The following is a 24,892-nucleotide window of genomic DNA, read 5'->3' as shown; positions in this document are numbered from 1 at the left end:
TGATGCGTACGCGTATCACGTCATTCGATGGGTTCGATACTACTCCAGCAGGGAATTCCGACGAGTCCAGGGGGAATCGTCGACCAGTACGGCCCGGCATTGATTGAAGTCGCGGCGAAGGCCGCGCTGTTCGTCGTCGCGTTCGTCGCCATCTACGCCATCGGGCGATTCGTGCTCGTCCGTCTCGTGAAGGGTGCGCTCGGCGCACGCGGGTTCGACCCGAAGGTCGTTGGCCTGGGTGGTACCGTCGCCCGCGCGCTCGCGCTGTTCGCCGCGCTCTCGCTCGCCGCGACGATGGCTGGCTTCGGGACCGTGCTCGCGGCGTTTGCGACCCTGCTCGGCGCGCTCTCGCTCGCGCTCGGGTTCGCCGCCCAGGACCTGCTGGCGAACTTCGCCGCCGGGATCTTCATCCTGAAAGACGATCCCTTCGGCATCGGCGACTGGATCGAGTGGCCCTCCGGCGATGGAACCAAATCCGGCGTCGTCCAGGATATCGGGCTGCGGGTCACGAAGCTCAAGACGTTCGACAACGAGCTCATCACGGTTCCCAACTCGGAGCTCGCGGACAACGCCGTCACCAACCCCGTCGCCGACGATCAGCTCCGGATCCCGTTCACCTTCGGGATCGGCTACGAAGACGACATCGAGCAGGCCAAAGAGATCATCGTTCAGGAGGCAGCGACCGTCGACCGGCTCAAAGGTGAGCCCGAACCCGACGTGATCCTGACCGAGCTCGCCGACTCGTACGTCGGCCTCACCGCTCGCGCACACATCGACGATCCCTCCCGCGGGAAGTACGTCAAAGCGCTCTCTGCGTGGGTCCAGGCGGTCAAGGAGCGCTTCGACGCCGAGGGGATCGACATGCCGTACCCCTACACCGAGCTCACCGGCGGGATCGACATCGAGAACATGGACGACGCCGACCTCGCGCGAGCCGACGACTAGATCAGGACGCGTTCGAGCTCGACGACCGTCCCACGTTCCGCGTCGGCCTCACCGACGAGCCGTCCGAGACAGACTGCGGCCCCATCGGGCGTGTAGCACGCCACCAGCGGTGATTCGTCGGGGTTCGTCGCCGACGTGTCCTCGATCGAGAGCACGCCGGGCGCGTACACCGGCGCACCCTCGGCGACCTCGCGGGCGGCGCTCGGCGCGATCGTCACCCGCGGGAGGTGGGTGAGTGCGCGCTCGGCTGGCCGGACGGCATCGGCGAGCGGAGCGATATCATCGCCCTCGGCGAACGCGAGCGCGTCCGTGAGGTCGTGGAGGCTCACGAGGTCCGTGTCGTCGAACGGCGTCGTCCCTGCGCGCCGGAGGTCGCCCATATGCGCGCCAGTGCCGAGTGCGAGCCCGAGATCGTGACACAGCTTCCTGACGTAGGTTCCGCTCTCACACCGGATCCGGAGCAGGACGCGACGTTCCTCGACATCGAGCGGGTCGAGCGCGTGGATCGTCCGGACTCGCAGCCGGCGCGCGACCGCGCTTTTCTTGGGTGGTTTCTGCTGGATCGGTCCCTCGAACGCCGCAAGCACCGCTTCGAGATCGTCGGGGGCCGGTCCGTGGAGTTCGAGGACCGCCACGTACTCCTTCGCGCCTTCGAGGAAGACCTGGGCGAGCCGGGTGGCGTCGCCGAGCAGGATCGGGAGACAGCCCGTGACTTTCGGGTCGAGCGTGCCGGCGTGGGCGGCCCGGTCGACACCGACGAGATCACGAACCCAGCCCGTGACCTGGTGGGCGGAGGGACCGGGCGGTTTGTCGAGGTTCACGACGCCGAACTCGCGGCGATCGTCGGGCGGGCGCTCGTCGGGTGGGCCGCGCATCACCGGTCGTAGTCGGCGTCGACGACGACCCCGCCCTCGTCGGTCGCGGGGTCGTAGCGCTCACACGCTTCGTGAACGAGCTGGGCGACGGTCTCGGGATCCCATCGCGCGGTGTTCACCGCGAGGTCGTAGATCGAGCGGTCCTCGATGTCGATGTCGTAGTACTCGCGGTACCGCCGCGCCTCGCTCTGTGCGCGGGCCTCGGTCTCTTCACGCGCGAGGTCGGCCGGCTTGTCCTCGCGGTCGGCGATCCGTTCGGCGCGGACGTCGAGCGGAGCGTCGAGCCAGAGTCGGAGATCAGCGTGCTCGCCCGCCATCCAGCCCGCGAGTCGGGATTCGAGCACCACGTCGTCGCGCTCGGTGGCGATCTCACGCTGACGGCGGTCGAGCGCGCGATCGATCTCGTCGTCGTCCTCGGCGAGCCGGTTGAGCTCCAAGGGAGTCAGCCCGCGCTCGTCGGCCACGGATCGAAAGATGTCGCCGCCGCTGATGTGTTCGTAGCCGAGTGCCGCGGCGAGATCGGCGGCAGTCGTGGACGTGCCGCCGCCAGCCGGCCCCGACAGGGTGACAAACATGTCTCTTCTGGGTCCGGCGCGGTACAAATCGGTTGTGTCTCTCGCTCACCGTCCTTACGATACGGCTACGAGCCGGGTGTGGTCCGGATGTTGAGAGACTTCTGGATGATCATCCGGAACGCCGTCGAGCAGAGGAAGTACCAGACCAGCCAGACCGGCGCGATACCGGCGATCTTTCCCGCCGATCCTGCCCACTCCAGCTCGCCGAAGATCGGGAGGATGAGCGACGACTCGGCAGGAGCGATGTGTCCCGCCCCGCCCCGGAAACCGATCATCCAGTACATCCAGACGAACGCCGGGATGGTGAGCAGCATGATCCACACCATCGGTCGGAACTGCTCTTTGAACATCCCGAGCTGGTCGCTCATCGCGTCCATCTGCTCCTCCTGGATGCGTTCGAGGGCGGCGTCGTCGCCCCGCTCTTTCGCCTCCTTTCGGCGCTCCTGGATGTTGCTCATCTTCTCCTGGACGGCGCTCATCTTCTCGGTGTTCATCAGGTTCGCCTGCAACAGCGTCGAGTACAGCCCCGTGAGCACCGAGAGCACGATCACGACGGCGTAAAACGGGAGAACGGCGTCGAGCGGCCCGAGGAAGAGGTCGACCGCGCCGCCGACCGCGTTCCGGATCGGGGCGAACCAGTAGGCGGGAAAGAGCGCGAGCGCACCGAGACCCGCGAGCTTGTCGTAGGTGGTCCAGCTCGACTCCTCGTCGTCGTCATCGCTCGTCTCGACCGCGTCGTCGCTGAGTGCCTCGCGCACCCCGTCGGGATCGTTCACCGCGAACCCGCTACCGTCGGCGTCGGTCAGGATGCCGGCCTCGATCAGCCGGCCCCACTGTCCGCTCGTGAGTTCATCGCTGACGTCGCCCCACGTCACGGTGTGTGGCTGCGTGCCGCCGTCGGGAGTGGCCTCGTCGTCGGGGGATGCGTGGCCGGCCCGCGAGAGCACTACCGAGAGCGCGTCCTCGAACGCGCTGTCCTCGGCGATCAGCGAGCGCACTTTGTCGGCTGTCCGCGCCATTGTAGGCTCCTTTGGGGCGGACGCTAATCAACCTTTTAGTTCGTTCGCCCAGGTGGCCCGTCCGGGATCGGTGCGGATGTCGCCTGCACGACGATCGAAACGGCGGTGTGTCGGGGCGTCAGATCGTCTCGTCGATCGTCGTTCGGAGGTCGTTCCACACCGCGTCGGGAGACTGCTCGCCGTCGATTTCTTCGAGTGCGCCCGCCTCACGGTAGTGTTCGATCACCGGCTCGGTGGTCTCGTGGTAGACCCGAAGGCGCTCGCGGACAGTTTCTTCGGTGTCGTCGTCGCGCTGGATCAGCTCGCCGCCGCATTCGTCACAGACGCCCTCCGCTTCGGGCTGGTCGAACTCGACGTGGTAGTTCGTGCCGCACTCCTCACACACCCGCCGGCCGGTCAGCCGATCGACCAGTTCGGACTCGCTCACCGAGAGCAGACAGACGGCATCGAGAGTCGTGATGTCCGCGAGGTACTCGACCTGATCTTCGTTCCGGGGGTAGCCGTCGAGCACGTAGCCCTCGGCGTTACCGAGTGCCTCGGCGACGATCTCGTTCACCACGGGGTCGGGGACGAGCTTGCCCGCCTCCATGAACGAGCGCGGGGTGCCGTGCTCGGTCTCCATGTCCTTGTTCGCCCGGAGCGCGTCGCCGGTCGTGACGTGGGGAATGTCGTACTCGTCGGCAACGTTCGCGCTCTGGGTGCCTTTCCCTGCACCGGGTGGCCCGAGCAGCAGGACGTTCGGTTGCTGGCTCATGGGCGGGCTTCGCAGGCGAGAGTAAAAGGTTTGCAGATACGCGCCGGGACGCCCTGCCGAACCGGTGACGTTCGTTCCCGTGTTCGCTTACCCGGGTTGGGGTGTTACCGGCGCGCCTCGTTGTCGGCCTCCGCTAGATCGCTCGCCTGCTCCTGAACGGCGGTTATCTCGCGGTCGGCCGCTGCCTTGTCGACGTCGTAGACGTGACGCCACGATTCGAGCGGCGGTCCTTCGGACGTCTCGGGATTCACCTCCTTCGTCTCGGCGTCGTTGGCTCCCGCGAACCAGCGGTAGACGAGAACGATCACAAAACCCACCACCAGGGTCGCGATGGCCGCGTTCGCCAGCGCGCCGATCGGTGCGAGGAGCGTGAGCAAGGCCATGAGAGTGTTTTATTTATCCAATAACTAAAACGTTCGTCCGGTCATCACGTCGCTCGTCGTTCGCTCGCCGCCACCCGGCCCCGCCGTGGATTTATGCCGGCAGATCCCCTACGCGAGCGCGTGAGCAGTCGCATCAGCGCGCTCGATGCGGTGGTGTTCGGGGTCGACGTCCAGAGCGGGGATATCCGGGGCGACGCACCCTCCTACGCCGTGGTCGCGTTCGACGGTGAAAACATCGACCGCGACGTGGTCTCGCACCGAAAGCTCCGCCGGCTGATCGACCGCGAGGAGCCCGCGATCGTCGCCACCGACAACGTCTACGAGCTCGCCGCCGACAAGGACGCCCTCGTCCGGCTGCTGGGAAGTCTGCCCGACGAGACGCGGCTGGTCCAAGTCACCGGCGACGAGCAGCCCGAACCCCTCTCGCGGGTGGCGAGCCGGCACGGGGTTCCGTACGGAAAGAAGCCGATGAAGGAGGCAGAGGCCGCCGCGCGGCTCGCAGCCGCAAACGTCGGCTACGAGGTGTCGGCGTTCACCGACACCACCGAGGTGAAAGTCTCACGTGGACGTTCGACCGGCAGCGGCGGGTGGTCGGAGGACCGCTACACGCGGCGGATCCACGGGTCGGTCAAGCGCCGGGCGCGCGAGGTCGACACCGAGCTGCGGAAGGCGGGCCTCGACTACGAGATGGACGAGACAGAGAAGTACGGCGGGTACGCCAACGCGGTCTTTACTGTGGAAGCGCGCCCGTCGGACATCCCGGTCTCGGCCAGGCGCGCGGGCGACACCAGAACCGAGATCGAGCGGGTTCGGCGCGACGGCATCGAGTTCCGACCGCTCGCGAAGCGTCGGGATCACGTGCTCGTGGGGGTCGATCCCGGCACCACGACCGCGGTGGCGATCGTCGGGCTCGACGGCACAGTTTTAGACGTTCTCAGCACCAGAACCGCCGACACCGCCGCGGTGATCGAGTGGATCATCGAGCGCGGCCGACCAGTGGTGGTGGCGGCCGATGTCGAACCGATGCCGTCGACAGTGGAGAAAATCCGCCGGAGCTTCTCGGCGGCGGGCTGGGTGCCCGAGCGCGATCTCGCCGTCGACGAGAAGCAACACCGAACCCGCGAGGAGGGGTACGAGAACGACCACGAACGCGACACGCTCGCCGCCGCCCTCCACGCGTTCGACGGGTACGAGGACACGTTCGAGCGTGTTGGCCGGAAGGTGCCCCCGCGGATCGAGACCGGCGAGGTGATCGCGCGCGTGGTCGCGGGCGAAGAGTCCGTCGAGACCGTCCTCGCGGACCTCTCGGACGACGACGAGACCGACGACGACGATGACGAGCACGAACCCCGCGAACTCACGCCCGAGGAGCAGCGGATCAAGGAGCTCGAAACCCGGATCGAGCGCCTCGATTCTCACGTCGACGACCTCGAAGCGACGATCGAGGCAAAGGACGAAGAGATCGCGGAGTACGAGCGCGAACTCACCGACGCCAGACGGGAGGAGCGCCGCGAGGCGCGGGAGCGCCGGGAAGTCAACCGACTCGAACGCGAGAACGAGCGCCTCGAACGCGAGCGCGACGAGCAGCGTGAGGAAAGCGAGGAGCTCACCGAGAAGTTCGACCGGCTGAAGGAGCTCTGGCGGCTGGATCACTCGGACTTCGCGGACGTGGCCGAGGCGAAACAGGGACTCGTCCCGGTCAAGCCGGTCGCGAAGTTCACCAAGAGCGCGCTTCAGGACGCCGACGAACGCTACGGCCTCGCCGTGGGTGACGTGGTGTACCTCCGCGACGCGTCGGGTGCCGGGCGCTCGACGGCCGAAACGCTGGTGGAGCGCGAGCCCCGCGTCGTGCTCAAAGAGGGTGGACTCTCGGAGGTTGCCCGGGAGCTGCTGTTCGAACACGAGATCCCGGTCGCGCCTGCCGACGAGGTGACGATCGAGGAGATCGATGATCTCGCGGTCGCGCGCGAGGGGGCGGTCGAAGCCGCCATCGAGGGGTGGAAGGAGCGTGCGGACGCGTGGCGCAAGGATCAGAACGAGTCGATGGTCGATCAGGTCATCAGTGAGCACCGAGCTGACCGTGGCGAGAGTGACTGATGGGGGCGCGTTCGCGTCAGAACATCCCGTCCATCCCGAACGCGGCGAGCATCCCCGAGAGCAGGCCGCGCGCCACGAGGAGGAGTCCGACGAGCACGAGCGCGATCCCGGCCGCAACGATCGGTGCGGCGTAGGCGACGATCCCGAGACCGGCGAGACAGCAGAGCACGCCGACGATACCGGCGAGACCGAGTCGGTTTAGCATAGCTGAGGTCAGGCCTTCGCCGGTTTAAGAACGGTGAAGTCCTCTCCTGCCAGGCAGATCCAGCATCGAATACCGGCCCCGCTCAACACGGTTCGGAACCCAAATCGGGGGCTTGAAAGAGTTAAACCGCTCGCTGTCGAAGACCGCCCCATGAGCGGCAACCAGGGACAGGGGAACCTCCGGATGCCGGACGACGACGAGGTGTTCGCCGTCGTAACCGAAATGCTGGGTGCGAACCGGGTGAACGTCCGCTGTATGGACGGAACCGAACGGACGGCTCGGATCCCAGGCCGGATGCAAAAGCGGGTCTGGATCCGCGAGGACGACGTCGTGCTCGTCTCGCCGTGGGACTGGCAGGACGAGAAAGGCGACATCGAGTGGCGCTACGACAAACAGGACGCCGACCAGCTCCGCGAGGAGGGGCACATCCAGGGATGATGCAGTGTCACCTTTTTTAGCGGGGCCCTCGGACGCTCGCCGCCACCGCACCGCGACCACACTGTCGAAGCCCCCTCTCTCTTCGGTCGCTCGCCCTTCATCCACCGGGAGAGCAACGCTCTCCCGAGCCCCGACTCACTCTGTTCGTCGGGACGCCGAGGGCCGCTACCGCACCGCAGCCGCTGACCGCTCTGCCGCACCGCCATCGACGGCAGGTGATGCGTGAGCGACGACGACTTCGTGGATACCGAGGCCACCGAGGAGCCGGGCGACGAGTGGGAAGATCTCGACGTTTCGGATACCGAAGCGGATCGCGTCGCCCGCCAGCAGGACCGGGAGTTCGCGCGGTTTCGCGAACGCATCAAGGACGCCGACCAGTTCAAGGTCGAGGGTGGCGTCTTCGACGAGGCGACCCTCGGCGCGCTCTACAAACTGGTCCAGGACGGCCACATCGACGCGTTCGGCGGGCCGATCTCGACGGGGAAGGAGGCTCACGTCTTCCTCGCGGACGCGGACAAGGCCGACGTAGCAGTCAAAATCTATCGGATCAACGCAAGCGACTTCCGGCAGATGCGCCGGTATCTGGAAGGTGATCCACGCTTTCGGAACATCGGCTCGAAAAAGAAGAAGGTGGTGCTCGCGTGGACGAAAAAGGAGTTCGCGAACCTCCGGCGAGCGGCCGCGGCGGGCGTCAAGGTGCCCGAACCGATCGCGGTCCAGCGCAACGTGCTCGTGATGGAGTTCGTGGGCCACGACGGCGAGCGCGCGAAACGCCTCGGTGAGGTCCACATCGAGAACCCCCAGACGACGTACGAGGTCGTTCGGGAGTACACCCGCCGGCTGTACGACGCCGGGCTGGTCCACGGCGACCTCTCGGAGTACAACATCGTGGTCCACGACTCGCAGTTGTGGATCATCGACCTCGGCCAGGCGGTCACGATCCACCATCCGAATAGCCGCGAGTTCCTCGAACGCGACTGCCGGAACGTGGCGAACTTCTTCGCACGCCAGGGCGTCGACGTGACCGGTGACGAACTCCTGGCACACGTGACGAGCGAAGCCGAACCGCGCGAAGACTAATCACTCTGGGGGTCGTTCACACGGTATGAGCGACGTATCGGTTCGAGCCGCCACAGTCGCGGACGTGGACGAGATTCAGGAGGTCGCACCCCGGGCGTGGCACGCGACGTACGGGGAGTTTCTGCCTGCGGAAGCCATCGACGCGATCCTGGACGACTGGTACGCGGCCGAGGAGATCGAGGGCTCGATCACGAGCGAGCGGAGCGTCTACCTCGTGGCCGACGGCGAGTCGGTCGCGGGCTACGCGAGCGCCGCACCGATCGACGCCGAGGACGACGGGCAGGAAGCACAGCTGTACGCCATCTACGTCGACCCTGATCGCTGGAACGACGGCATCGGTACGGCGTTGCTCGAAAACGTCGTCGGTCGGCTCGCGGAGCGTGGTATCGAGCGACTCCGTGTCGAGGTCCTCGCGGACAACGCGGTCGGCGTCTCGTTTTACGAATCACGCGGGTTCGAGCGGACCGCCGAGCGCGAGCGGACGGTTGGCGAGCAGACGCTTCCCGAGTGCGTCTACTATCGCGACGTCTGAACAGCGGTCATCGAGCCGGAACAGTGATACGTCGTGGCTCGGTACGGTCGACGATGAGTCACGGACTGTGGCGCTGGCGTACTCTCTTGCCAGCGGACAGTCCAGCCCGTTCGCCCGCGGCGGCCTAACCCCGCCGGCCGTGGTCTGGTGCTCCCTCCGCCTTCTGCCGCACCGCTACTGACCACCCAGAGCACCAGAACACGATGGACGACACGAACGCGAACACGACGGATCGAACAGCGCGACGAACCGACGACACTGAAAGGGACGACACCGACGAAGGCGGTACCGACGAAAGCGACGCCGACGATCCCGAGAACAGTGTGACGCCGGATGCGGTCGCCGGCGAGGTCGACTACGGCAAACTCCTCGATCGGTTCGGCGCTGACGCGCTGACCGACGGCCAAGTAGGACGGTTCCCACAACCGTCACACCCGCTGCTTCGACGGGGAGTCTACTACGCCGGCCGCGACGTCGACCGCCTTCTCGACGCGATCGATGGCGACGAGCGGTGCTCGATCGTCACCGGCGTCGGCCCATCTGGACCGATGCATATCGGTCACGCGGTCACGTTCTACTTCGCGAAGTGGCTCCAGGCCGCGACCGACGCGACCGTCTACGTTCCGCTCTCGGACGATGAGAAGTATCTGAGTCGGGAGCAGAGCCTCGCGGAAACCCGGGCGTACGCCCGGGAGAACCTGCGTGACCTCGTGGCAGTGGGATTCGATCCCGAACGGACGCGGTTCGTGATCGACACCGCCGACGCGGACGTGATCTATCCGCTCGCGACCGCGCTCGCCGAACGAATTACACCTGCGGCCCGCGACGCGGTGTACGGCGAGCCCGCGAACGTCGGGATGGGGTTCTACCCGGCGGTGCAGGCGACCCATCTCCTGCTGCCGCAGTTCGTCGACGGCCCGCACGCTACCACCGTACCGATCGCGGTCGATCAAGATCCTCACGTCCGGCTCGCGCGCGATGTCGCCGCGAAGGAACGTTTCCCGGTCGAGAAGCCTGGCGCGCTGCTCTCGAAGTTCCTCCCCGGACTGGAGGGGCCGGGAAAGATGAGTTCCTCGGACGATGCACCCACGATCCACCTCACCGACGACCGCGAGACGGTCCACGAGAAGCTCGGACGGGCGTACTCCGGCGGACGAACGGACAGGGAAGCCCACCGCGAGCACGGCGGCGACCCCGGCGTGGACGTGGCGTTCCAGCTCCTCCGCGCCTTCTTCGAGCCCGACGACGGCGAACTCGATCGGCTCGCGCGCGAGTATCGGGCCGGCGAGCTGCTGAGCGGTGAGCTCAAGGCCCACGCCGCCGACCGGATCGCGGACTTCCTCGACGCCCATCAGGCCAGGCGACCGAGCGACGCCGAACTCGACGACGCGCTCGCGCCCTACCGGCTGACCGGTGCGGAGCGCGAGCGCGCGCTCGCCGCGGTCGGGCTCGGAAACGGCGTGGCGACGGTCGAATCCGGGAACGGCTGAAGCGCGAACGGCCCGAGAGACGATCAATGCAGGAAGGGACGACGGACGTTCTCCGGCGGGGAGCAGCGCGGGCGCGTGCGAAGCGTTCAAATCGCCGGGCTCCGTAGCGCACACATGCAACACGTGAAGATTCCGCAGGACCGCATCGGCGTGTTGATCGGCGAGGGCGGCGCGACGATGCGCGAGGTCGAAGAGCGCGCAGAGGTCCGTCTCGACATCGATTCCGAAACCGGCGCGGTCGCGGTCGAATCGGTCGGCGATCCCGTTCTCGGGCTGAAAGGCCCCGAGATCGTCGAGGCGATCGGGCGTGGGTTCGCGCCCGAGGACGCGCTGGTGCTGCTCGACGACGAGATGATGATGTTCGACCTCGTCGACGTCGACGCCGCGACCCGGAACAAGAACGACCTCGAACGCAAGAAAGGACGCCTGATCGGCGAGAACGGGCGTACCCGCGAGCTGATGGTCGAGCTTACCGGCGCGGAGGTCGTGATCTACGGGACGACCGTCGGCGCGATCGGGACCCCCCAGCAGGTCGAGGCCGTCAGGAGCGCGGTCGAGATGCTGCTCGATGGCGCGCCACACGGGGCGGTGTACTCCTTCCTCGAACGCAAGCACAACGAGCTCAAGCAGGCCGGCATGGAGTACCACCAGTTCACCGGATAGAGCCCACAAACGGAGGGAATACGAAGTCGTGGGTGAGAGACGGCTTGAGAATTTCGGGCGGTCGACGGCGGTGTGATATGGCCGCTGGTGCTGTTGCGGTTATTGCAGTTGGCGCGCGAGAGCGCCGAAGGCGCGACTCGTTCGAGGTCTGCGCGAGCGAAGCGAGTGCAGGCTCGTCAGAGCGAAGCTCTGACGGTGGATGAGTGAACGAGCGGAGCGAGTGAGCGAATCGGCTGGGGAGGCGTGTGGCCTGCGGTTCTCATTTGTGTCGGCATCGCAGCGGTCTCGATACGTGTATCAGCAATCTTGCAGCGGTCTCGCTGGCTGCGACAACGATCGAAACGAGAGTAGCTGCGACAGCAATCGAGATCACGACCGCTCGGGAGCCATAGCAATCCTCTTACTCACGCGCCGATCAGTTTCGACAGGACGACTCATGGCCGAATCGGATGCCCCCGACCGCCCCACACCCCCGCCCGAGACTTACGAGGCCATCATGCAGGCGACGTATCGTGCGTTCTGCAAACACGGGTACGCCGATCTGACGACCCGCGAGATCGCCGAGGAGTTCGCAAAGAGCCGATCACTCCTCCATTATCACTACGACACCAAACAGGAACTCATCGTCGCGCTACTGGAGTACCTGCTCGAATCCCACCCGGCGAAGGCGGCGACCGACGAGATCGCAGATCCGGACGAACGCCTCGAACTGTTCATCGACCGCGGGCTGTTCGGTCCCGAGAACGCTCCCTTCGACTTCTGGGACTTCCACACCGCGCTGCTCGAACTCCGGTTGCATGCCCACCGCAACGACGCCTACCGTGAGCAGCTCGACCGCACCATCGGCCTCATCACCGACCTCCTCGCCGCAACGATCCGGGAAGGCATCGAGACAGGTTGTTTCCGTGATGTCGACCCAGAAGAGACGGCACAGTTCCTCTACGACGCCATCGACGCCGCCCGCATCCGGAAGATCACGCTCGGTCACGACGACGCGCCGCGCCGGACCAGACGGGCGATCGAGACGTTCGTCCTCCCGACGCTGCGGGCGGCCGACGACGATCGGTGAGACGGACAGCGCGACCCGGCCGACGGCACCCCTGATATAGGGTTCGACAGAAGTGGTGGTGGATCGGTTGAAACTTTTCTATCCAGGGAAAACGATCACGTGTGCCCAGCAGTCGTCGGTTCGCGACGATCACCGTTGTGGTCGGTCTCGGTGCGCTCGCTCACGCACTCCTCACTTGGCCACGGCGCGCGACGGTCGCCCTGTTCGTCGGGGGTGCGCTCGTGGCGTTCGTCGCCGAGGCAGTCGTCATCGACCGCGGCTGGCTCGAACACCACGTCGGTCCGAAACTCGCCGGTGTGCCGCTCTACGTCCTTTTCGGGTGGACGGGTGCGGTCTACATCGCGTTCCGAACGACGCTGCTCGTGACCAACGGCTGGACGGCGGTCGTGGCTGCCGGCGTGCTCGCCACGATATACGACGGCCTCACCGACCACCGCGGGGTCGCGGACGGTCACTGGACGTACACCGACGATCTCCCGGGCCCTCGTCACCGGGGTGTGCCGTGGTGGAACTTCGCCGGTTGGTTCGTCATTAGCGTCATTACAGCCGGACTCACCGTGCCGTTCCTGTGAGCGAGAAATCGTAGTGAGAAAGCAGTGACCGAGTCGGACGATCGAACCACGCCGCTCGACCATGCGTGACCGCGGCTGTCCAGGTGGTCAGTGAGCTTATGCCCATCCGGACCGAGGGGTGGACAATGAGTGCAATCGACGCCGAGGAGGTGACACTGACGTACGCCGACGGCACCGAGGCCGTTCGAGGGATCGATCTCGATATCCCGGAGGGAGAGTTCTTCGGCTTCCTCGGGCCGAACGGCGCGGGCAAGACCACCGCGATCAAGACGTTCACGACGCTGTTGCGACCGACGTCGGGATCGGTCACGGTGAACGGGTTCGACGTCGCGAGCGAGCCGCGGGCCGTCCGCGAGTCGATCGGGTACATGGCCCAGGAGACCAGCGTCGACGAGGAGCTCACCGCGCGAGAGAACATCCGGTTCGCCTGTGAGGCCTACGGCGTGCCGAAAGCCGAGCGGGGTGACCGGATCGACGAACTCCTCGATCTCGTGGATCTCGTCGGAGCCGCCGGCAAGGTGGCCGAGGGGTTCTCCGGTGGGATGAAAAAGCGTCTCGACGCCGCGATGGCGCTGGTTCACCAGCCACCCCTCGTCTTCCTCGACGAGCCGACGACAGGGCTCGACCCCAAGGCCCGCAATCGGCTCTGGGAGTACTTCCGCCGGATCAACGAGGAGGGCACGACGATCTTCCTCACGACCCAGTACCTGGAGGAGGCCGACCAGCTCTGTGAGCGGATCGCGGTCATCCTCGACGGCGAGATCGTCGCCACCGGCTCGCCCGCGGAGCTGAAACGCCGGGTCGGTGGCGAAATTCTCGACATCGACCTCGACAGCGGCGAGGACGCTTGCGAGCACGCGGCCGCGGTCGCCGCCGACTCCGATCTCTTCGAGGACGAGGCGACGGTCGAAACCACCGAGGATGGGATCAGCGTCACCTCGCGACGGGCACGCCAGGCGGGCACCGATCTGCTGGTGGCGCTGCGGGACGCAGACCTGACGGTGACTGGGTTCAACATCCGCGCGCCCACCCTCGACGACGTGTTCCTCGCGATCACCGGTGAATCCGTCGACGAAGAGGGCGACAACGGCGAAGCCGACGGGGCTGGCGGGGCCGATGCCACCGAGACGAGCCCTGCGGCCGCCGACGGAGGCGCGAGCCGATGAGTCCGTCAGCCGACGAGACGTCCGAGCGGCCCGCGGCCGATGGCGGGACTGCGGGGGCCGCAACGGGAGCCGAAGCCGAGACCGACACGACCACCGTACGACGGTCGAGCAACTCGTTTCTCGGCGACGCGTGGGTCAACTTCAAGCGCTGGAACATCAAAGCCGTCAGAAACCCGTTCGTGCTCGTGGTCTCGCTGGCCCAGCCCATCATCTTCCTCGTCCTCTTCACCCAGGTGTTCGGCCAGATCGCGACCGGCGCGATCAACCAGGGTGGTGCCGGCGCGATCTCCTACGAAACGTACCTCGTGCCCGCGATCGTGATCCAGGTCTCGCTCGCAGCCGCGATCACCTCCGGGATCGGGCTCGTCAACGACATCGAGGAGGGGATGTTCGAGAAGGTGCTCGTCACGCCGATGAACCGCACCGCGGTCTTCGTGGGGAAAACCGCCGCCGAGGTGCTCCGAATCGCGGTCCAGATCGCGATCATCCTCGGACTCGGGGTCCTCCTCGGCGCGGAGATCGCCACCGGGATCGTCGGCGCGCTCGGGATCATCGCGATCGGGATCCTGTTCTCGCTGTGGTTCGTCTCGCTTTCCAACAGCCTCGCGGTCATCACGAAGGACCAGGAGTCGACCATCATCGTGATGAACCTGCTCCAGTTCCCGCTGCTCTTTCTCTCCTCGGCGTTCCTCCCGCTCGAAGCGCTCCCGGAGTGGATCCAGACGTTCGCGCGGTACAACCCGATCACCTACGGCGTGGACGCCGCCCGCACGCTGATGCTCGATACGGACGTGATGACGGTGCTCGACGTCACGGCCTTCTCGGGCATCTGGAACGCGCTCGTGCCGGCGACCGCCGTGCTCGCCGGGCTCGATCTCGTGCTCGGCGGGATCGCGGTGTACCTCCTGAGCCAGGCGTCGAGTTCGTCGGCGCAGTAGCCCCCGAGATCAGAGGTGATATCGCTCGCCGTCGACCGCAAGCGGCTCGGCGAACGCCTCGTCGGCCGGGAAGAAATGCGAGACGTGGACCAGCCGCGTCTCCGACGCACCGAGTTCGTCGGCCAGCGCGAGCGCCCCCTCGCGAGTCATGTGCTTGGTGCCGAACGTCCGCGGGACGCCCTCGGAATCGTGGTGATCGCCGCCGAGCGGGTGGTGTTCACAGAACGACGCGGGGGCGATCGCGTCCGCGATCAGGAGATCGGGGTCGGCGAGGCGCTCGCGGGACGCCTCGGGGATCGCGTAGTTCGTATCGCCGGTGATCGAAAGTTTCGCGCCCGTCTCACACTCGATCACGACGCCGTAGCACACGAGCGGTGGATGGTGAACCGGAACAAGCGTCACGTCGAACCCACACAGCTCGAACGGTTCAAGCGGCTCCTTCCCCGTGACCGAGAGCGCGTCGAGATAGTCGTACTTTCGCTCGATGGTTTCAGCCACGCTCTCGCCGGTTTCGGGATCGGTCTCGTTCGCGGCCGCGACCGGAAGCTCCCGAACGAGGCGGAAGGCGTTGCCGAGCCCGTCGAGATGGTCGAAGTGGATGTGGGTGACGATCGCGGCGTCGGGGAGCGCGACGTCGCGATCGAGGAACTGGGCACGGAAATCCGGGCTGAAGTCCACGAGCAACGATTCGTCGGTGCGCTCGTTCCGGACGTGGACGGAAAACCGGCTACGCTCAACACCCCTCTCGCGGGCGGCCGTACAGGTATCACAGTCACAGCCGACGGTCGGCGTCCCGGTCGTGTCGCCGGTACCGAGCAGCATGACCTCCATTCAGTGGTCGTGAGTGTGGCCGTCGTCGTGATCGTGGCTGTGGTCGGCAGTGTCGGCGTCGCTGCCGCCGTCGGAGCCGTGCTCCGACGAGGATCGGCTCGCTTCGCTCGCCTCACCGCCGTCCGCACTGATGTCACCGCCGGCGACGAGGGCGTCGTGATCGCCTTCGATCATGTCGAGGTCCTTCAGGCTGTCGCGCTCCTCGAAGTCCCGGACCGCCTCCATCAGGTCCTCTTGGGTCAGCGTAGTGCGCTCCTCGGTCAGCGCGTCGAGCACCGCCTCTCGAAGCACCAATCGAAGGTCGCTGCCGGTCAGTCCTTCAGTATCGGCGGCGAGCTCCATCGGATCGAACTCCGCGATCTCCATCTCGTGCGTGACGAGCTGGAGGATGTCCGCACGCATCTCGACGTCGGGCTTCGGGAAGTTCACGATCTCGTCGAAGCGTCGCCACGCCGCCGCGTCGAGCTGGTCGGGGTGGTTGGTCGCGCCGATCAGGAGGACGTCGTCCTCGATCAGACTTACTTCGTCGATCGACTTGAGCAGGGTGTTGACGGCGCGCTTCAACGCGGCGTGCTCGTCGGAGTTCCTGGTTTTCGCCACGAAGTCGAACTCGTCCATGAACAGGATACACGGCGAGAGGCGTTTGGCGACCTCGAAGGTCTTCTCGACGTTTTTGGCGGTTTCGCCGAGATACTGGCTGGTGACCATCGAGAGCTTGACCTCGACGAAAGGGAGGTCGAGTTCGTGGGCGAGCGCCCGCGCGGTCGTGGTTTTGCCGGTTCCTGGCGGCCCGACGAGCAGGAGTTTCCCGATCTCGCGCAGACCGATCCCCGCGAGATACTCGCGGTGTTCGATCGCCTTCATGATCTTCACGATCTCGTTCTCCTGATCGGCGGTAAGCACGAGATCGTCGAGGGTCATGTCGACCTCCTCGGGCGCCCGCACGTCGACGAGATCGAGCATCTCCTCGTCCTCCTCGTTGTCGAAGTATTCTTCGAGGAGGCTGTCGATCCAGACCCGATCGGCGCGCATCGGTCGGTTCGCCTCGCGCGACTGCTCGTAGTCGACATCGGGGCCCTCGTCACGCTCCTCGAAGACGGCCGCGAGCGTTGGGTTCGCCGCGAGCCGGTCGGCGTCGACTCGGCCGGCGAACCACTCCTCGGCCATGTCGGGCTCCGAAAGCGAGAGCGTTTCGGCGAAATCGTCGCGATCGGTGAACATCAGCCCCGACACCGCGGCCCACGGATCGTCGACACCGGTGGCGGCCGCCGCCTGCTCCTCGCCCGTCGCGAGCGGGCGTTCGACCCCCCCGTCGGCGAAGAAGACGGTGCGGTAGCGCGGCGGGAGATCCTCGGCGTCGCGTTCGCGGTGCTCGTTGTAGGCGCGTGTCGTGAGCAGGAATTCGACGACGTCCAGTTCCGGGCTGCTCATTCCCTGCTCGATACGCCGTCCGGCGGGATAAGACCGTCGAACTCCCGCTCAGCGTGGGTCGTTCCCGCAACGCTTGCCAGGAGTTTCGGAGGTGTCCACCGGATCCCCCGTGAACCCGAGTCAAACGACGCGGGGTTTGCGTGCGTTTAACATTGAGGACCCCCAGGAGCAGGTATGGCCGACACGACGCCGGTCGTCGCTGCGGCGTATCGCACCGCACAGGGCAAAGAGGACGGCGTTTTCGCCGACGTCCGGAGCGAGGACCTCTCGATCCCGTTGATCGACGAGATCCTCGCCGAGACCGGGATCGGCAGTGAGGACGTGGACGACCTGATGTGGGGGTGTGCCCAGCAGCGCGACGAGCAGGGCAGCAACCTCGCGCGGGTGATCGCGCTGCTCTCGGATCTGGGCGAGTCCGTGCCCGCGACCACGATCAACCGCTGGTGTGCCTCCTCGGCACAGGCCATGATCTCCGCGTCGGACGCGATCCGAGCGGGCCAGCGCGACGCGATCATCGCGGGCGGAGTCGAGAGCATGAGTCGGGTGAAACAGGGCGCGAACCGCGAGACCATCCACCCCCGGCTGGCCGAAGAGTACAACATCGCCGCGCTGGCGATGGGGATGACCGCCGAAGCGGTCGCCGAACGCTACGACGTCAGTCGGGAAGTACAGGACGAGTACGCCGCACGCTCCCAGCAGCGCGCGGTCGAAGCCACCGAGGAGGGCCGCTTCGACGACGAGATCGTCCCGATCGAGACCGAAGACGGGACTGTCGACACCGACGAGGGACTCCGACCGGGCACGACGCCCGAGGTGCTCGCCGATCTTCCTACCGTCTTCAAATCGGAGGGGACGGTGACGCCGGGCAACGCCTCCCAGATTTCCGACGGCGCATCGGCGACCCTGATCACAAGCCGGGCGTTCGCCGAGGATCACGGCCTCGACGTGCTCGCCGAGATCGGCGGCAACAACGTCGCCGGCGTCGACCCCGAGGTGATGGGGATCGGTCCCGTGCCCGCCACGGAGGGCCTGCTCGAACGCACGGGAGGGTCGATCGACGACTTCGATCTCGTGGAGCTCAACGAGGCGTTCGCCTCCCAGGCCCTCTACTGCCAGCGCGAGCTCGGCATCGACGACGAGATCTTCAACGTCAACGGCGGCGCGATCGCCATCGGCCACCCGCTCGGTGCGAGCGGCGCGCGCCTGCCCGTCACGCTGATCCACGAGATGCAAAAGCGCGACGCCGATCACGGTCTCGCCACCGAGTGTGTCGGCTTCGGTCAGGGTGCGGCGATCGAGTTCTCGCGACCGTAGCACCTCCGACGTTCTACCGCGAGCGAACGGAGTGAGTGAGCGGGCCGAGGAATCCCGAACAGTGCGAAGAAATGATGACGACTTTTGGCAGAGGTTTTGCCAGAGGGATCGTCGGAGCAATCCGTAGCTCTGCGCGAGCAGAGCAGGCGCGGTTCACCGAGAGCGAGACCGACAGTCGAGCCGTTGGATCTTTGTCTTCGGCGTTTTTCGAAGAATGAGTCCCGCAGCGGCCGAGGGGAACGAGGAAACGCGACGTGGTTCGAAAAAGCGTGTCGCGCTCTTTCATCATTGCAGGAAATCGGCGATTTCCTGCAAGCAGTCAGATTCCGTTGGAATCTGACGACATTGCCAGAACGCCACGCGTTCTGGCAGGCAGCCAGAACTCAAAGAGTTCTGGCTACATCACGAGAGAGCTTCACTCTCTCGAACGACAGAGAAAGGTCGATACGAACAGTCACACGAGTAGTGTTTCCACAGGGGTGAGTTCGAGCAACACACTACACCAGCCGGCACGTTGTCACCGTGGTCAGTAGGTCTGCGGTGGCTGCTCGAGAATCTCGAAAATTTCGCGGGCACGATATTCCTTGTTGCGGCCCTTCCCAGTCACTTCCTCGAGAACTCCTTCGTCGACGAGGTCGTTGATTACTCGCGACGCCGTCGGTTGCTTGACGTCGAAGAGCCGTTGAACAGTCTTGCTCGTGACGTAGGGCTGTTCGAAGAGCTTCACTGCGAGTTGGTTCTTCGTGTACGACTTTCCCCCATAGTCGGCGTCGTACTGACGTCTGAGGCGGGCTAGCGAGAGTGTTCGGTCGACGGACTCGTGGGCCTGGCGAGCGACGCCCTCGATAAAGAACGATAGCCACGCTTTCCAATCGCCGTCGTATCGAACGGCCTCCAACCGGTCGACGTACGTCGGCTTGTTTCGATTGAAGTGTTCACTGAGGTAGAGATTCGGGCGTTCGAGATAGCCAGCGTCGTACAACTGGAGCGTGATGAGGAGCCGGCCGAGACGACCGTTCCCGTCGCCATACGGGTGGATGGTCTCGAACTGGTAGTGGAAGAGTGCGACGTCTACGAGCGGGTGGTAGCTCCCGCCAGTTCTGTAGTAGGTGAACAGCGCATCCATCAAGCCGTCGACCTGGTCTGGAACGGGTGGGAGGAAGTCGCCGATATGGTTCGGTTTCGTCTTGTACGCGCCGAGCGTATCTGTATCGACGCGGTCGTCTGGAACGCCTGTGAGAAGCGTCTCGTGGAATTCGTGCAGCCGTTCGACGGTCAGGTCTTCGCGTCGGTCGAGTGCCTCGATGCCACCCTTGATAGCGTCTTCGTAGTTGAGGACTTCCTGCGTATCCTTCGTTTGGCCCTTCGTGGAGTCGGCGCTGATCTCGTCTTCACCGGCGTCAAATGAGCGTGTTTCGAGGCTGTAGAGAGCGTCGTAGTCAACGTCAGCCCCTTCGATTTCAGCGGATTCTATGGCTTCCTTACGGAGGAGTGAGGTGTAGAGTACTGGCGGGAAATCGAGTTCGAGACTCATTCCACTGAGTTTCCCTAGCCAGAACGTCGCGTCCGAGAGCGTCTCGTAGAAGTCGTTCCCGAGAGCGAGGTCTCGGGATGGCGGCAGCGGAGCAGGCTTGTAGTACGATTTCCGTCCGTACGAGATGAATCCGCCAGGAACGTTAGAATCGAGTTCTGACTGTTGCATACATACTCAACCGGTAGAGCGTCCCGTCGTATTAATCTATCGGCACTAAATGAATAGATGGAGGGTTGAGAGTGGCTATAGATGAATACATTTGCAGTATATGAATTTCAGGAGGTCATATGGTGTTGGTAGATACAGCTCGCAGGGACCGCCGAATAATCGGTCACGCAGATCACTCCATATCAGAAGCAGAATAACTCGTCAAAGTGTCATCAGTGTGTTAATATCCCGGAAATCTTCGGTTTTCGGGCAATAATAAAACGTCGATCAGAACCTTCATGCTGTCCGGTTTCGACGGGCGAGCGTGCGGCAGATACGGACCCGCGTCCCGAGCGATTCCCGGGAGGCGGTCACGACGGCGCTGACCGACGCCGATATCGACTACTTGCTGTCCGAGGAAGCGAGCGGCCGCGACGCGGTGATCGTCGAGATTCCGGTTCCCGGCGGTGGGGTCGACCCGATCCTCGAACTGCTCTACGAAGCAGGGCTCGACGAGGACGCCTACACCGTCATCAGTGATGTCGAGACCGCCGGTTCGACCACCCAGGCCGTGGCGGACCTGGAAGAGCGGTACGTCGCGGGGCCGAAAGGCGAATCGGGCGTCTCCTACCCCGAGATCAAAGAGCGCGCCGCGGACCTCGAACCGGGACGGGCGACCTACGTCGCGTTCGCGGCGCTCGCGGCGATCGTCGCGGTCGCAGGCCTCCTGCTCGATTCCGCGATCGTTATCGTTGGCGCGATGGTGATCGCCCCCTTCGCGGGGTCGTCGCTGTCGGCGGCGGTCGGCGCGGTCATCGACGATCGCGGGATGGTGATCGACAGCGTGGGCTCCCAGTTGTTGGGACTCGTCGTCGCGTACATCGGCGCGGTGGCGATGAGCCTCGTGCTGCGGGAGACCTTCTTCGTGCCGGCGGCGCTCGCGATCACCCGTGTTCAGCAGGTCGGGACGTTCCTGACCCCGAGCCTGCTCGCGGTCGTGGTCGCGCTCGCGGCGGGCGCGGCGGGTGCACTCGCGCTCGCGACCGATCTTCCGGTGTCGATCGCCGGGGTCGCGGTCGCGGCCGCGATCGTCCCCTCGGCGGCGACCGCGGGCATCGGCACCGTCTGGGGCGAGCCCCTCGTGGTGGCTGGCGCGCTCGCTCTGTTGTTCATGAACGTGGTGTTCATCAACGTGAGCGCGTACGTCGCGCTGGTCGCGCTCGGCTACCGCGACTCGGTGACCAGAAGCGTCCGTGAGAACCTCACGATCTCGGTCCGGACGGGCGCGTACGCGCTGCTCGTTCTCGGATTCGTCGTCAGCGTGATCGTCGTCAGCGCGGCGACCGCGAGCTACGTCGGGTTCGAGGGCGCGGCCAACCGCGAAGTTCAGACCACCATCGACGAACCGGCGTACGACAGCGTCGAACTCGTCGACGTCAGCACGAGTTACAGCGCGCGCGAACTGCTCGGCGGCGACGCGTCGGTCACGGTCACGCTGAGTCGCACCACCGGCAACGAGTATCCGGAGCTGGCACGGACCCTTCAGGAACGCATCAGTGCGGCGACCGATCGACCGGTCACGGTGCAGCTGCGCTTCCTCGATTACGAGTCGGCCGTGGAGCCGACCGGTTGATCGCGAACCAGCGTATCGACACTAACAGACCACCGGATCGTGAGTGTCCTGTCGATCAGCCCAGTAGTCGGCCGAACAGGCCGCGCTCGCGAGTTTTTTCGGCGAGCAGCACCGAACACTCGACGTCGTCGACGACGTCGAGCACGAGCGAACCGCGAACGAGGCGCGAGAGCAACCCGCGCTCGGTTGCGCCCACGATCAACATCGAGGCGTCGGCCGCGGCGCGCGCGATCGCCGTCTCGACGTCGCCGGTCTCGACGAGGAGTTCGGCGTCGCTCAGACCGTGCTCGTCGGCCCACTCCGCGAGGAACGCCTCGCCTTCGGCACGGTCGTCGGCGACGTGGAGGAGCGCGATCTCGGCGTCGTGTTCGGCCTGGAGCATCGTCGCGACCTGAGCGCTGAGCGCCGAGTCGGGACCGCCAGCGGTGGGGACCACGATCCGCGAGGGATCGAACCCGCGATCCCTGAGCACGAGGAAATCACAGGGTAGCGAGCTCGCGAGTTCGTCGATCGCGCTCTCGGCGCGGCCCGGCGAGCCACGGGAATCCTCGCCGAAGCCCATCACCACCGTATCGGCGCTGTAGGTCCGCGCGGCGTCGAAGACCTCCTCGAACGAGCGGTGGCTGAGCACGGTGTGGGTCTCGACCGGGACGCCGAACGGCTCGGCATCCGCCTCGGCACGTTCGAGGAGGTCCACCGAGTCGTCGAACTTCTCGATGTGCTCGGCCCCGGCGGCGAGCGAAGTCTGGTCCGGAACCTGAACGATGTGGACCGCGACGATGCGCCCGCCGCGGTGTTTGGCGATACTGCCCGCGAGCGCGATGAGGGCGGTCCGGTTTGCGGGGTTCGCCAGCGGCACCAGTACCCGGTAGTCGCCGCCGTCGGGCTGGACGGTCGCGGCGGCCGACACGGCAGAATCGGGCAGGCGCTCGGAGCGACTGAGGACGTACCGACTGAGCAGTCCCTCCCGTTCGACCTCGTTGCGGGCATAGACGAAGTACCAGCCGACCGCCCCGACGACGAACAGCCCCGAGAGTGCGATCTCGATGGTGTCCATGAACGCGACGAGGCCGAGCGAGAGCACCGCACCGACCACCGGCGTCACCGGGTACAGCGGCACCCGGAAGTCGGGGTCGTACTCGACCGCCTCCGAGACGCGAAAGACGATGAGCGCGACGTTCATCAGCGCGTAGACGATGAGGTGGAGCACGCTCGCCGCCTTCGCCAGCACCGCGAGATCCCGACCGAGCGCCGCGATGAACACGACGATGACGAGACCCGTCACCAGAATCGAGCGGTAGGGTGTGGCGAACCGCGGATGAATCTCGTTGAGCCAGTTGGTGACGATCCGTTCTCGGCCCATGGCGAAGTTGATGCGTGCCGACGCGAGAATCGAGGCGTTCGCCGACGATGCCGTCGCCAGCAGCGCGCCGAGGGTCATCACGGTCGCGGCAATGCCGGCGAAACCGCCGGGGAACGCCACCTCTGCGGCCTGGGCGACCGGCGCATCCTGGCTCAGCTCGGGCCAGGAGACGATGCCGAGCATCGTCGTCACGATGACGGCGTAGGCGACGGTGACGAGCGCGACGCTGCCGATGATGGCGATAGGGAGGTTTCTGCCAGGGTTCTTGAGTTCTTCGGCGACGGTGGCGATCTTCGCATACCCCAGAAAGGAGACGAACACGAGCGCCGTTCCGGGGAGGATGGCCCCGAAGCCGAACGGCGCGAGACCGCCCTCGCCGGCGAGCGTCGCGTAGTCGAAGGCGGTCCAGCCGACGAGGGCGAACACGCCGAGTATTGCCAGCAACACGAGCACGATGACGGTCTGGATTCTCCCGGTCTCCTTCGCGCCGATGTAGTTGACGCCGACGAAGACGACGCCGGCAGCGAGCGCCCCGAGCTGAATCGGTGAGAGGAAACCCACCTGCGGGAGTCCAACGAGTTCGGCGAGATACTGCCCGAAGCCGATGCAGTAAAACGCCGAGGCGAACGCCAGCCCCATCCAGTCGCCGAGACCGGCAATCGAACCAAAGAGCGGGCCGAGCGCGCGATTGACGTAGTAGTAGCCGCCACCGGCTTTCGGCATCGCGGTGCCGAGCTCCGAGACCGACAGCGCGTTCACCATGGCGATGAGACCGCCGGCGACGAAGGAGACGACGACGATGGGACCGGACGTCTGGGCGGCGACACCCGGCAGGACGAAGATGCCCGCGCCGATCATCGTTCCGATGCCGATGGTCATCGCCGACAGCAACCCGAGATCCTTGGCGAGCTCCTCGTCAGCCACCGCCGCCCCCGTCGGCCGCGTCGTCGGTCGTATCGGCATCGTCGGCCACGTGATCGGGCAGCACGACGACCGGCCGTTCGCCCCCGTTGATCAGCGCGTTCGCAACGTCGCCGGAGAGGAGTTTGATCCACCGGCTCGCCTCCCGGGGCGTGAACGCGACCGCGCTCGCGTCCACGTCGTTGGCGACTTTGAAGACGGTCTCGGCCACGTCGGTGCCGTACTCAAGCCGTGTCTCGACCGTGATCTCGGTGGCGTCACACGCCTCGCGTGCGGCCGCGAACGTCTCCTCTGCACCCTCCTCGCGTTGTTCGACCGAGGCCTTGTCCGGCGCGCCACCGGTCTTCTCGATCACGTGGACGACGACCGCGCGCCCACCCGTCCGTCGGAGGTGGGCCGCCGCGGCCGCACACGTGGTGCGTGCGTCCTCGGCGCTCGCGACCGGGAGCACCACGGTCTCGAAGAGGTCTCTGGCGACAGTCATACCGTGTCAGCACTCGTGAAGGGCGTCACAACGGCGAACGATACGACGGCAGGTCCGCTCGACGGTCGAATCACGGTAGTATTCACACACGCGATACAGGTTAAGTGATGCGGTGGTGTGGCCGAAACATCCACCGGGCGGAGCGATATGCTCGCCCGCGAGTCGGGCCGGTGCGGCTGGTGCGGCTGGTGCGGTCTGCGGTTGCGGTGCGAGCCTGGCGTCCTGCGTTCACACCACGAACGCAGGGCACAGGGGGAACGCCGCTCTCCTGGTGGATGAAGGGCGAACGAGCGAAGTTCTCGCGAGCGAAGCGAGCGAGAGCACGGAAGAGCTTCGCTCTTCCGGAGCGAGGGCTTCGGCGGTGCTGTGCGGATGGCGGTCGCGGAGAGCGCCAGCAGTGCTACCGCGAGTAGCGAGGGACGCTTCGCGTCCC

24 protein-coding genes are annotated in these 24,892 nt (G+C 65.8%); 13 read left to right on the top strand and 11 right to left on the bottom strand.

Annotated elements, in window-relative coordinates:
• Nucleotides 1-27: 27 nt before the first annotated feature.
• Nucleotides 28-945 carry a mechanosensitive ion channel family protein gene (locus PHA81_RS05730; RefSeq protein ID WP_005039643.1) on the top strand — a complete coding sequence of 306 codons (918 nt, stop codon included), beginning with the start codon at nt 28-30 and terminating at the stop codon, nt 943-945.
• On the opposite strand, the gene PHA81_RS05725 is transcribed toward PHA81_RS05730, so the two are convergent.
• The 5 genes from PHA81_RS05725 to PHA81_RS05705 all read right to left on the bottom strand — a co-directional run bounded on the left by PHA81_RS05725 (nt 942) and on the right by PHA81_RS05705 (nt 4,551).
• Entirely contained in the window at nt 942-1,820 is an 879-nt protein-coding gene (locus PHA81_RS05725; protein WP_005039645.1) for an RNA-guided pseudouridylation complex pseudouridine synthase subunit Cbf5, read from the bottom strand. The two genes, PHA81_RS05730 and PHA81_RS05725, sit on opposite strands and share 4 nt — an antisense overlap.
• Nucleotides 1,820-2,395 carry a (d)CMP kinase gene (cmk, locus tag PHA81_RS05720; protein ID WP_005039648.1) on the bottom strand — a complete coding sequence of 192 codons (576 nt, stop codon included), beginning with the start codon at nt 2,393-2,395 and terminating at the stop codon, nt 1,820-1,822. Before cmk ends, PHA81_RS05725 begins: the two co-directional genes overlap by 1 nt.
• A gap of 65 nt (nt 2,396-2,460) precedes the next feature.
• The gene (locus tag PHA81_RS05715; RefSeq protein WP_005039650.1) at nt 2,461-3,414 is read right to left on the bottom strand and encodes a DUF106 domain-containing protein; all 954 of its coding nucleotides are present in this window, start codon (nt 3,412-3,414) and stop codon (nt 2,461-2,463) included.
• A 118-nt stretch (nt 3,415-3,532) separates the two neighbouring features.
• A complete protein-coding gene (locus PHA81_RS05710; protein WP_273835759.1) occupies nt 3,533-4,168 on the bottom strand; it encodes an adenylate kinase in 636 nt (211 codons plus the stop codon).
• A gap of 104 nt (nt 4,169-4,272) precedes the next feature.
• Nucleotides 4,273-4,551: a hypothetical protein gene (locus tag PHA81_RS05705; protein WP_005039652.1), complete on the bottom strand. Its 279-nt coding sequence runs from the start codon at nt 4,549-4,551 to the stop codon at nt 4,273-4,275.
• A 120-nt stretch (nt 4,552-4,671) separates the two neighbouring features.
• On the opposite strand from PHA81_RS05705, the gene PHA81_RS05700 reads away from it, so the two are divergent.
• Nucleotides 4,672-6,648 carry a DUF460 domain-containing protein gene (locus PHA81_RS05700; protein ID WP_049909801.1) on the top strand — a complete coding sequence of 659 codons (1,977 nt, stop codon included), beginning with the start codon at nt 4,672-4,674 and terminating at the stop codon, nt 6,646-6,648.
• A 16-nt stretch (nt 6,649-6,664) separates the two neighbouring features.
• Here the strand turns inward: PHA81_RS05700 and PHA81_RS05695 are convergent, their stop codons facing one another.
• Nucleotides 6,665-6,853 carry a hypothetical protein gene (locus PHA81_RS05695; protein ID WP_005039655.1) on the bottom strand — a complete coding sequence of 63 codons (189 nt, stop codon included), beginning with the start codon at nt 6,851-6,853 and terminating at the stop codon, nt 6,665-6,667.
• Between the two features lie 150 nt (nt 6,854-7,003).
• Between PHA81_RS05695 and eif1A the strand changes: the two genes are divergently transcribed.
• The 9 genes from eif1A to PHA81_RS05650 all read left to right on the top strand — a co-directional run bounded on the left by eif1A (nt 7,004) and on the right by PHA81_RS05650 (nt 14,801).
• On the top strand, nt 7,004-7,291 hold the full coding sequence (gene eif1A, locus PHA81_RS05690) for a translation initiation factor eIF-1A (protein WP_005039657.1): 288 nt from the start codon (nt 7,004-7,006) through the stop codon (nt 7,289-7,291).
• A 222-nt stretch (nt 7,292-7,513) separates the two neighbouring features.
• A complete protein-coding gene (gene rio1, locus PHA81_RS05685; RefSeq protein ID WP_005039658.1) occupies nt 7,514-8,371 on the top strand; it encodes a serine/threonine-protein kinase Rio1 in 858 nt (285 codons plus the stop codon).
• A 25-nt stretch (nt 8,372-8,396) separates the two neighbouring features.
• A complete protein-coding gene (locus tag PHA81_RS05680) occupies nt 8,397-8,903 on the top strand; it encodes a GNAT family N-acetyltransferase (RefSeq protein WP_005039660.1) in 507 nt (168 codons plus the stop codon).
• A 203-nt stretch (nt 8,904-9,106) separates the two neighbouring features.
• On the top strand, nt 9,107-10,393 hold the full coding sequence (locus PHA81_RS05675; RefSeq protein WP_005039662.1) for a tryptophan--tRNA ligase: 1,287 nt from the start codon (nt 9,107-9,109) through the stop codon (nt 10,391-10,393).
• 114 nt (nt 10,394-10,507) lie between these two features.
• The gene (locus PHA81_RS05670; RefSeq protein ID WP_005039664.1) at nt 10,508-11,056 is read left to right on the top strand and encodes a KH domain-containing protein; all 549 of its coding nucleotides are present in this window, start codon (nt 10,508-10,510) and stop codon (nt 11,054-11,056) included.
• A 436-nt stretch (nt 11,057-11,492) separates the two neighbouring features.
• Nucleotides 11,493-12,125 carry a TetR/AcrR family transcriptional regulator gene (locus tag PHA81_RS05665; protein WP_005039666.1) on the top strand — a complete coding sequence of 211 codons (633 nt, stop codon included), beginning with the start codon at nt 11,493-11,495 and terminating at the stop codon, nt 12,123-12,125.
• 101 nt (nt 12,126-12,226) lie between these two features.
• Nucleotides 12,227-12,697, top strand: coding sequence for a carotenoid biosynthesis protein (locus PHA81_RS05660; RefSeq protein ID WP_005039668.1), 471 nt, complete (start codon nt 12,227-12,229; stop codon nt 12,695-12,697).
• Between the two features lie 125 nt (nt 12,698-12,822).
• The gene (locus PHA81_RS05655; RefSeq protein WP_049909802.1) at nt 12,823-13,863 is read left to right on the top strand and encodes an ATP-binding cassette domain-containing protein; all 1,041 of its coding nucleotides are present in this window, start codon (nt 12,823-12,825) and stop codon (nt 13,861-13,863) included.
• Nucleotides 13,860-14,801 (top strand): ABC transporter permease, encoded by a 942-nt coding sequence (locus tag PHA81_RS05650; RefSeq protein WP_005039673.1) that lies wholly within the window; start codon nt 13,860-13,862, stop codon nt 14,799-14,801. The genes PHA81_RS05655 and PHA81_RS05650 overlap by 4 nt, the downstream gene beginning before the upstream one ends.
• Nucleotides 14,802-14,810: 9 nt before the next feature.
• Here the strand turns inward: PHA81_RS05650 and PHA81_RS05645 are convergent, their stop codons facing one another.
• Both PHA81_RS05645 and PHA81_RS05640 read right to left on the bottom strand, forming a co-directional pair.
• On the bottom strand, nt 14,811-15,632 hold the full coding sequence (locus PHA81_RS05645; protein WP_005039675.1) for an MBL fold metallo-hydrolase: 822 nt from the start codon (nt 15,630-15,632) through the stop codon (nt 14,811-14,813).
• On the bottom strand, nt 15,633-17,063 hold the full coding sequence (locus tag PHA81_RS05640; RefSeq protein ID WP_005039676.1) for an ATP-binding protein: 1,431 nt from the start codon (nt 17,061-17,063) through the stop codon (nt 15,633-15,635).
• 174 nt (nt 17,064-17,237) lie between these two features.
• Between PHA81_RS05640 and PHA81_RS05635 the strand changes: the two genes are divergently transcribed.
• Nucleotides 17,238-18,377: a thiolase family protein gene (locus PHA81_RS05635; RefSeq protein WP_005039679.1), complete on the top strand. Its 1,140-nt coding sequence runs from the start codon at nt 17,238-17,240 to the stop codon at nt 18,375-18,377.
• Between the two features lie 526 nt (nt 18,378-18,903).
• Here the strand turns inward: PHA81_RS05635 and PHA81_RS05630 are convergent.
• Nucleotides 18,904-20,079: a Fic/DOC family N-terminal domain-containing protein gene (locus PHA81_RS05630; protein ID WP_005039680.1), complete on the bottom strand. Its 1,176-nt coding sequence runs from the start codon at nt 20,077-20,079 to the stop codon at nt 18,904-18,906.
• 304 nt (nt 20,080-20,383) lie between these two features.
• Between PHA81_RS05630 and PHA81_RS05625 the strand changes: the two genes are divergently transcribed.
• Nucleotides 20,384-21,691 carry a DUF389 domain-containing protein gene (locus PHA81_RS05625; RefSeq protein WP_005039682.1) on the top strand — a complete coding sequence of 436 codons (1,308 nt, stop codon included), beginning with the start codon at nt 20,384-20,386 and terminating at the stop codon, nt 21,689-21,691.
• 55 nt (nt 21,692-21,746) lie between these two features.
• On the opposite strand, the gene PHA81_RS05620 is transcribed toward PHA81_RS05625, so the two are convergent.
• Both PHA81_RS05620 and PHA81_RS05615 read right to left on the bottom strand, forming a co-directional pair.
• The gene (locus PHA81_RS05620; RefSeq protein WP_005039684.1) at nt 21,747-23,978 is read right to left on the bottom strand and encodes an amino acid permease; all 2,232 of its coding nucleotides are present in this window, start codon (nt 23,976-23,978) and stop codon (nt 21,747-21,749) included.
• Entirely contained in the window at nt 23,971-24,459 is a 489-nt protein-coding gene (locus tag PHA81_RS05615; protein ID WP_005039687.1) for a universal stress protein, read from the bottom strand. The genes PHA81_RS05620 and PHA81_RS05615 overlap by 8 nt, the downstream gene beginning before the upstream one ends.
• Between the last annotated feature and the right edge of the window lie 433 nt (nt 24,460-24,892).

The organism is Halococcus sp. PRR34, from assembly GCF_028617175.1.
Lineage (GTDB): Archaea > Halobacteriota > Halobacteria > Halobacteriales > Halococcaceae > Halococcus > Halococcus salifodinae.
This window is presented reverse-complemented; position numbering and strand designations above follow the sequence as displayed.

Excerpts from the sequence above, each read along its gene's own strand:
- PHA81_RS05730 (WP_005039643.1), top strand. The coding sequence starts at position 28 with ATGGGTTCGATACTACTCCAGCAGGGAATTCCGACGAGTCCAGGGGGA.
- PHA81_RS05725 (WP_005039645.1), bottom strand. The coding sequence starts at position 1,820 with ATGCGCGGCCCACCCGACGAGCGCCCGCCCGACGATCGCCGCGAGTTC.
- cmk (WP_005039648.1), bottom strand. The coding sequence starts at position 2,395 with ATGTTTGTCACCCTGTCGGGGCCGGCTGGCGGCGGCACGTCCACGACT.
- PHA81_RS05715 (WP_005039650.1), bottom strand. The coding sequence starts at position 3,414 with ATGGCGCGGACAGCCGACAAAGTGCGCTCGCTGATCGCCGAGGACAGC.
- PHA81_RS05710 (WP_273835759.1), bottom strand. The coding sequence starts at position 4,168 with ATGAGCCAGCAACCGAACGTCCTGCTGCTCGGGCCACCCGGTGCAGGG.
- PHA81_RS05705 (WP_005039652.1), bottom strand. The coding sequence starts at position 4,551 with ATGGCCTTGCTCACGCTCCTCGCACCGATCGGCGCGCTGGCGAACGCG.
- PHA81_RS05695 (WP_005039655.1), bottom strand. The coding sequence starts at position 6,853 with ATGCTAAACCGACTCGGTCTCGCCGGTATCGTCGGCGTGCTCTGCTGT.
- eif1A (WP_005039657.1), top strand. The coding sequence starts at position 7,004 with ATGAGCGGCAACCAGGGACAGGGGAACCTCCGGATGCCGGACGACGAC.
- PHA81_RS05680 (WP_005039660.1), top strand. The coding sequence starts at position 8,397 with ATGAGCGACGTATCGGTTCGAGCCGCCACAGTCGCGGACGTGGACGAG.
- PHA81_RS05675 (WP_005039662.1), top strand. The coding sequence starts at position 9,107 with ATGGACGACACGAACGCGAACACGACGGATCGAACAGCGCGACGAACC.
- PHA81_RS05670 (WP_005039664.1), top strand. The coding sequence starts at position 10,508 with ATGCAACACGTGAAGATTCCGCAGGACCGCATCGGCGTGTTGATCGGC.
- PHA81_RS05665 (WP_005039666.1), top strand. The coding sequence starts at position 11,493 with ATGGCCGAATCGGATGCCCCCGACCGCCCCACACCCCCGCCCGAGACT.
- PHA81_RS05655 (WP_049909802.1), top strand. The coding sequence starts at position 12,823 with ATGAGTGCAATCGACGCCGAGGAGGTGACACTGACGTACGCCGACGGC.
- PHA81_RS05650 (WP_005039673.1), top strand. The coding sequence starts at position 13,860 with ATGAGTCCGTCAGCCGACGAGACGTCCGAGCGGCCCGCGGCCGATGGC.
- PHA81_RS05645 (WP_005039675.1), bottom strand. The coding sequence starts at position 15,632 with ATGGAGGTCATGCTGCTCGGTACCGGCGACACGACCGGGACGCCGACC.
- PHA81_RS05640 (WP_005039676.1), bottom strand. The coding sequence starts at position 17,063 with ATGAGCAGCCCGGAACTGGACGTCGTCGAATTCCTGCTCACGACACGC.
- PHA81_RS05635 (WP_005039679.1), top strand. The coding sequence starts at position 17,238 with ATGGCCGACACGACGCCGGTCGTCGCTGCGGCGTATCGCACCGCACAG.
- PHA81_RS05630 (WP_005039680.1), bottom strand. The coding sequence starts at position 20,079 with ATGCAACAGTCAGAACTCGATTCTAACGTTCCTGGCGGATTCATCTCG.
- PHA81_RS05615 (WP_005039687.1), bottom strand. The coding sequence starts at position 24,459 with ATGACTGTCGCCAGAGACCTCTTCGAGACCGTGGTGCTCCCGGTCGCG.